At 70.8% G+C, this 6,415-nt stretch carries 6 protein-coding genes and 1 pseudogene; 4 read left to right on the top strand and 3 right to left on the bottom strand.

The window, feature by feature from the left end; translation table 11 throughout:
* On the top strand, window positions 1–602 hold a 602-nt coding region (locus tag AB0C26_RS26465; protein WP_360252779.1), incomplete at its 5' end, for a Crp/Fnr family transcriptional regulator.
* Here AB0C26_RS26465 and AB0C26_RS26460 read toward each other — a convergent pair.
* On the bottom strand, window positions 556–1,281 hold the full coding sequence (locus tag AB0C26_RS26460; protein WP_360252776.1) for a lysophospholipid acyltransferase family protein: 726 nt from the start codon (window positions 1,279–1,281) through the stop codon (window positions 556–558). The two genes, AB0C26_RS26465 and AB0C26_RS26460, sit on opposite strands and share 47 nt — an antisense overlap.
* A 139-nt stretch (window positions 1,282–1,420) precedes the next feature.
* Between AB0C26_RS26460 and AB0C26_RS26455 the strand changes: the two genes are divergently transcribed.
* Both AB0C26_RS26455 and AB0C26_RS26450 read left to right on the top strand, forming a co-directional pair.
* Window positions 1,421–2,221, top strand: coding sequence for a DUF308 domain-containing protein (locus tag AB0C26_RS26455; protein ID WP_360252773.1), 801 nt, complete (start codon window positions 1,421–1,423; stop codon window positions 2,219–2,221).
* A 47-nt stretch (window positions 2,222–2,268) separates the two neighbouring features.
* Window positions 2,269–3,738 carry a trehalose-6-phosphate synthase gene (locus tag AB0C26_RS26450; RefSeq protein ID WP_360252770.1) on the top strand — a complete coding sequence of 490 codons (1,470 nt, stop codon included), beginning with the start codon at window positions 2,269–2,271 and terminating at the stop codon, window positions 3,736–3,738.
* Here the strand turns inward: AB0C26_RS26450 and AB0C26_RS26445 are convergent.
* Window positions 3,627–4,085: pseudogene (locus AB0C26_RS26445) on the bottom strand (alpha/beta hydrolase); the annotation flags it as partial. The gene AB0C26_RS26450 and the pseudogene AB0C26_RS26445 sit on opposite strands and share 112 nt — an antisense overlap.
* On the opposite strand from AB0C26_RS26445, the gene AB0C26_RS26440 reads away from it, so the two are divergent.
* On the top strand, window positions 3,966–4,646 hold the full coding sequence (locus AB0C26_RS26440) for a hypothetical protein (protein WP_360253190.1): 681 nt from the start codon (window positions 3,966–3,968) through the stop codon (window positions 4,644–4,646). The pseudogene AB0C26_RS26445 and the gene AB0C26_RS26440 sit on opposite strands and share 120 nt — an antisense overlap.
* 401 nt (window positions 4,647–5,047) lie before the next feature.
* Here AB0C26_RS26440 and AB0C26_RS26435 read toward each other — a convergent pair whose 3' ends face one another.
* The gene (locus tag AB0C26_RS26435; RefSeq protein WP_360252767.1) at window positions 5,048–6,391 is read right to left on the bottom strand and encodes an NAD(P)-binding domain-containing protein; all 1,344 of its coding nucleotides are present in this window, start codon (window positions 6,389–6,391) and stop codon (window positions 5,048–5,050) included.
* Window positions 6,392–6,415 lie beyond the last annotated feature (24 nt).

The raw sequence follows: 6,415 nt of genomic DNA, 5'->3' as shown, positions 1-6,415 counted from the left end.
TCGCGGCCGCCGTGCCACGGACGTACCGAAAAGGACAGATCCTCTTCGTCGAGAACGATCCCGGCGAGTCACTGATCATTCTGCGGCGCGGCGCGGTGGCGATCTTCCGCACCGCACCGACCGGTGAGCGGGCCGTCCTGACCGTGGTGCGGCCACCGGGCGTACTCGGCGAAGTGTCCCTGTTGGACGCCTCGACCCGCAGCACCTCGGCCGAGGCGATCGAGGACTGCCAGGCGCTGACCCTGTCCCGGGCCGCCTTCATGGACCTGGTGCACTCCAACCCGCGGATCCTCGACGCCGTCATGCGGTCGGTGGGCGCGCTGATCCGCCGGCTCACCGAGCAGAACACCGACCACGTCTTCCTCGACCTGCCCGGCCGGGTCGCCAAGACCCTGGTCCGGCTCGCGGGCGAGAGCCAAGCTCCGATGATCACGATCGAGCTCAACCAGAGTCAGCTGGCCGAGATGGCCGGCGGCTCCCGCCAGAGCGTCAACCAGGCCATCGGCTCCTTCGCCAGCCGCGGCTGGCTCCGCACGGAGGGCCGCCGCATCGTCGTCACCGACCTTCCGGCACTCCGGCGCCGCGCCGGGATGGTGAGCTAGGGGCCTCGATCGAGGTCTTCAGCGACGAGGCATACACGTCTACGTACTCGCGGCCGGAGAGGGCCATCAGCTCGTACATGATCTCGTCGGTGATGGCCCGTTCGACGAAACGGTCGCCCTTCGACTGGGCGTAGCGGGAGAAGTCGAGCGGGGCGCCGAAGCGCATCCGTACGCGCTGGACCTTGGGAATGAGCGTGCCGGTGGGCTGGATCTCGTCGGTGTTGAGGAGCGCGACCGGCACCACCACGGCGCCGCTCTCCAGGGCGAGCCGGGCCACCCCGGTCTTGCCCCGGTAGAGCCGGCCGTCGGGCGAGCGGGTGCCCTCCGGGTAGATGCCGGCGACGCCGCCCTCGCGCAGCACCCTCAGCATGGTCTCGAGGGCCGCCTGGGCGGCCTTGCCACCGGAACGGTCGACCGGGATCGTCCCCGTGCCCGCGAAGAACTGCCGCATGAGCCAGCCCTTGATCCCCTTGCCGGTGAAGTATTCGGCTTTCGCGACGAAGGTCACCCTGCGATCCACCATGAGGGGTGTGAAGATCGAGTCGGAGAACGACAGGTGGTTGCAGGCCAGGATCACCGGGCCGTTCCGGGGCAGGTGGGACAGGCCGCGCACCTCGGGGCGGAAGAGCAACTTGAGAAGCGGTCCGAGAACCACGTACTTGAGCAGCCAGTAGAACACGGCGTCCTTTCCTGGACTTCCGGGACATCGAGGCGCAGAGGAAGCGTACGAAGCGGGACGGCGCGCCACAACGCACTCCCGCAACCGGTCCATGTCGTGTCACCATTCAAGGCACGGTCGGGCGAGGGAGTGTGCAGGAGTGACAGCGGGTGGTGCTCGCCGGGGACGGCGGGACAACGGACTCGACGCGGCCGACTACGCGGCCGCGGGCGACGTGGATCCGCGCGTCGGTGAACACCTTTTGGACGTGCTGGCAGCCGGCGGCATCGCCGCGTACCTGCAGCCGACGGCCGATCTCAACCCGATCCTGCGCGCCACCACCCTGCCCGCGCGGCCGACCGACCGGCTCTTCGTCGACCGGGCCCACCTCGACACGGCCCGCGAACATCTGCACAAGGTGACCGGCGGCGCGCTGCCCACCCCGCCCGAGGACCCGACGGCCGAGCCCGACATCGAGGCCGAATGGGCCAAGATCGTGGCCGGCTTCCACACGACGGTCGATCCGACCGCGGCCCCCTGGCCCGAGGCCGAGGGCATCGACGCGCCGCCCAAGGAGCCGCCGCGTCTGGGCGGGCTCCAGTCGGCGGCCGACTTCTCCGGCGTCTCGCTCAACCGGCGGCGCACCGACAAGGTCGATCCGTCGGTGCTCGACGGCCTCGACGACCTGCCCGACAACCCGGACGACGATGACGAGGACGAGCGGTACACGCCGCCTCCTCCCCCGCCGCTGCCCAAGATCTCGAAGTACGCGGTGTTCGGCGTGCTCGGCGTGGTGGTCGGCTTCGTGCTCTTCCTTTTTCCGCGCCTGCTGCCGATCGACCGCGACTACGTGACGGTCCTCGGCTTCGCGGCGATCGTGTCCGGCGCCGTGATGCTGGTCTGGCGGCTGCGCTCCGGTGACGACGAGGACGACGACTACGACGACGGCGCTGTTGTATAGACCACCGTCGCTATAGATCACCGGTAGTCGTCCGGTAACCTTCGGTGATGCGCCAGAGCTCACTGGTCGTCGTCGCCAACCGTCTTCCGCTCGATGACAGCGCCGCCCCGGACGGGGCGTGCGAGTGGCGCCGAAGTCCCGGCGGCCTGGCCGGAGCGTTGCACGCGATCCTCCAGCAGACCCCGGCGACCTGGGTGGGCTGGGACGGAACGGTCGGCCAGGCCCGGCCGCCGGCCGATCTGGGCACCCTGCGGCTGCACCCGGTGGTCCTCGACGAGGACGAGACGCGCGGCTACTACGAGGGATTCGCCAACTCGACACTGTGGCCGCTCTACCACGACGCGGTCGAGCCGCCGGTCTTCGATCGGGGCTGGTGGGAGACGTACCGGGCGGTCAACCGCCGGTTCGCCGAGGCGGCGGCCGAGGTGGCCGAGCCCGGCGCCACGGTCTGGGTGCAGGACTATCACCTGCAGCTGGTGCCGCAACTGCTCCGGGAGCTACGGCCCGACCTGCTGATCGGATTCTTCCTGCACGTGCCGTTCCCGCCGCCGGAGTTGTTCATGCAGCTCCCCCGCCGGGTCGAGCTGCTGCGCGGAATGCTCGGGGCCGACCTGGTCGGCTTCCAGCGCCCGCAGGCGGCCCACAACGTGGCCCAGCTGGCGGCGAAACTGCTGGGGGCGGAGGGCGCGGACGACGCGATCGTCCTCGAGGACCGGGTGGTACGCACGGGAGCGTTCCCGGTGTCGATCGACGTGGCCGAGATGCGGTCGCTGTCGGCTCGCCCGTACGTCATCAATCAGGCCAAGAAGTTGCGGCACGACCTCGGGTCGCCGAAGAAGGTCCTGCTCAGCGTCGACCGCCTCGACTACACGAAAGGCATCGAGCATCGGCTGACGGCCTATTCGGAGTTGCTGCGCGACGGCCGGATCGAGGTCCGCGACACGGTGATGGTGCAGGTGGCGGTGCCGAGCCGGGAACGGGTGGAGACGTACCGGGCGCTGCGGGACCGGATCGAGCGCGAGGTGGGCCGGATCAACGGCGAGTACGGCCGGGTCGGCGAGCCGGCCATCCACTACCTGAACCAGCCGTTCGACCGGGCCGACCTGGCCGCCCTCTACCAGACGGCCGACGTCATGGTCGTGACGCCGCTGCGCGACGGCATGAACCTGGTCGCGAAGGAGTTCGTGGCGGCCCGCCGCGACGACACGGGCGCCCTGGTGCTGAGCGAGTTCGCGGGCGCGGCGGCCGAACTGGAGGACGCCTTCCAGGTCAACCCGCACGACGTGGACGGCTTGAAGGACACGCTGCTGCACGCGACGAGCGCGGCCCCGGCCGACCTGGCCCGCCGGATGGCCGCCATGCGCCAGTACCTGACCGTCCACGACATCCACGCCTGGGCCCAGGACTACCTGACGACACTCTCCTTGTCGAGCCAGTCGAGAACGGCCCCGATCGGCTCGGCGTCCAGCACCAGATCGTGGCGCAGCCCCGGAAAGAGCAACGGCGCCGCCCCGTAGAGCCCCGCCACCCGCTCGAGCCCTTTCATACCCACCACCCGATCGTCGGGGCTCCCGGCGACAAGCACCGGCGCCCGGCCCACCACCCGCGGCGCCACTTTGTCGCGCATCACCGGACAGATCAGAACCCCGGCTTTCGCCGGATAACGCCCCATGGCGTACGCGACCACGCGCGCACCCTCACCATGCCCGACCAGAACCACACGCGCCGGAAGCGAAGCCGCCACTTGAACGACATCATGCACATGCTCGCGCAGCCCACCGCCGCCCCGAGGCACCAGAACATGCGCCGCGTAGCCGCGCTCCGCCGCCCGCCCCAGCCAGTGCTCAGCAACAGCCTCGGCCCCGGCCCGGCCGCCAAGCCTTCCCGCACCGACATCCCGACGGCCGGCCCGGGCTCCGCCGTCGCGCCCGGCGTCGCCCTCGCCGCCGCGCTCAACGCCAGCGCCCCGCTCGGCTGCCCCCACACCGCCGCGCTCAACGCCAGCGCCCCGCCCTGCCTCGACCTCACCGCCACGCCCGACACCGGCGCCTCGCCCGGGCTCAGCCTCACCTCCACGCCCATGCTCAGACGCGCCACCGCGCCCGCCCTCAACCTCGCCGCTACGCCCAACTTCGGTGCCGCGCCCCGCCTCGACCTCACCGCTACGCCCGACATCGGTGCCGCGCCCCGCCTCGACCTCACCGCTACGCCCGACATCGGCGCCGCGCCCAGCCTCGACCTCACCGCTACGCCCGACATCGGTGCCGCGCCCAGCCTCGACCTCACCGCCGCGCCCAAGCTCAGCCACACCGCCGCGGCCAGCGCCGGCGCTCCGCTCGGCCGTGCCGCGGCGCCCGAGCAACACGCGGCTGCCCCAAAGCCAGCGCCTCCATTCACCGCCGGGTACAAAAAGGATATTTACTGATTTCTCACCACGCGAATCGGCGGAATGCGCGGAGTAGGCGGAATGGGCGCAACGGGCGGAATCGACGCAGTAGGCGGAAGCGCAGGAGGCGAAATGGGCGCAGCGGGCGGAATGGTCAGCGTAGGCGGAGTAGGCGCAATGGTCGGCGTAGGCGGAATGGTCGGCGTAGGCGGAGTGGTCGGCGTAGGCGGAATGGTCGGCGTAGGCGGAATGGTCGGCGTAGACGGAGTGGTCAGAGTAGGCGGAATGGTCGACGTGGGCGGAACTGTCGGAGCCGCCGAAGTGGGCGGGTGGGCGGTTCGAAGGCTCGGCGTCGGTGCGAGGGAAGCGCGACAAGACCTCGCGGGGGTGGGGCGCCACGGGGGAAGTCCAGTCCCGCAAGCGGATCGGGCCGAGCTCGATCATCGGGCGGGCTCCATTTCGCGCAGCAGGCCGTCTATGGCCCGGAGGTAGTCGAGGTGGTCCACTTCGAACCAGTGGCGTGGGGACGGCACCATCCGGCGGCGGGACCATGACGCCAGTGGGCGGGCCGATTCCTTCTGCTGTACGGCGGCCGCGCGGGCCGGGTCGTCGATGCGCAGGCGCAGCCAGCGGGCCACCGCCACGCTCTGCCAGTGGGCCAGCGGGAACAGGCCGGCGTCCGGTTGGAGCAGACCGACCACCGCCAGCGTCGCGTGCTTGCGGGCGAAGGCGTGCAGGTGCAGGTCGGGGCGGCCGGCCGGGTCGGTGTCGATCAGCTCGGGGTCGAGGAAGTCGAAGCGGGGGCGGTAGCCGGTCGCCGTGATCACCAGGTCGGGTTCGATCCGGGTGCCGTCGGCCAGCGCCACCGCCTTGCCGTCGAAGGCCGTCACGTCCGGCACGGGGGTGATCCGGCCGTGGCCCAGGTAGTACGGGAGCTGGCTGTTGACGACCGGATGGCTTTCGTACGGCCGGTGGTCCGGCACCGGGAGGCCGTACCTCGTCAGATCGCCCGTCGTCAGGGCCAGGATGCGGCGGTGGAGCCACCGGCGTACGGGAAACGGGATCTTGAATCTCGACAGACGGTCGGTGATCTGGTCGGCCGGGCGCCCGAGGACGTATTTGGGTGTCAGCCAGTAGCCGCGCCGGGTGGAATGCCAGACCGTGGCCGCCTGCTGGGCCGCCTCGACCGCGATGTCGCAGCCGGTGTTACCGCCGCCGATCACCAGCACCCGCTTGCCGCGCAGCTGCGCCGGGCCCTTGTACGCGGCCGAGTGGATCACCTGCCCGCGGAAGTCACCCGGGATCTCGGGCTTCGCGGGCGACCAGTTGTGGCCGTTGGCGACGACCAGACCGGCGTACCGCTGAATCCTCTCCTCGGACCCGCCGCCGGTCGACCTGGTCGTCACGTCCCAGCGCCCGTCCCCGACGGGGACCGCCCGGACCACCTCGGTGCCGAACCAGACGTCGCCGGTCACCCCGAAATGCTCGGCGTAGCGCTCCAGATAGGACAGCACCTGGCTGTGCCGCGGGTAGTCGGGCCACGTGTCGGGCATCGGGAAGTCGGGGAACTCGGTGAGCGGCCGCGACGAGATCAGATGGGTGCCCGCGGAGACCGGGCTGCGGTCGTGCCGCCAGTTCCAGGCGCCGCCGACACCCGTCTCCCGCTCGTAGCAGTCGACCTCGAAGCCCTGCTCACGCAGGTTTTTGACGGCGGCGAGGCCGCTGGCGCCGGCACCGACGACGCAGACGGCGTCTCGACGGTCGGCGATCTCGGTGTCCGGCACGGCCGAGATATTGCCAGACCAGTG

The sequence above is a fragment of the Actinoplanes sp. NPDC048796 genome (genome assembly GCF_040650035.1).
Lineage (GTDB): Bacteria > Actinomycetota > Actinomycetes > Mycobacteriales > Micromonosporaceae > Actinoplanes.
This window is presented reverse-complemented; position numbering and strand designations above follow the sequence as displayed.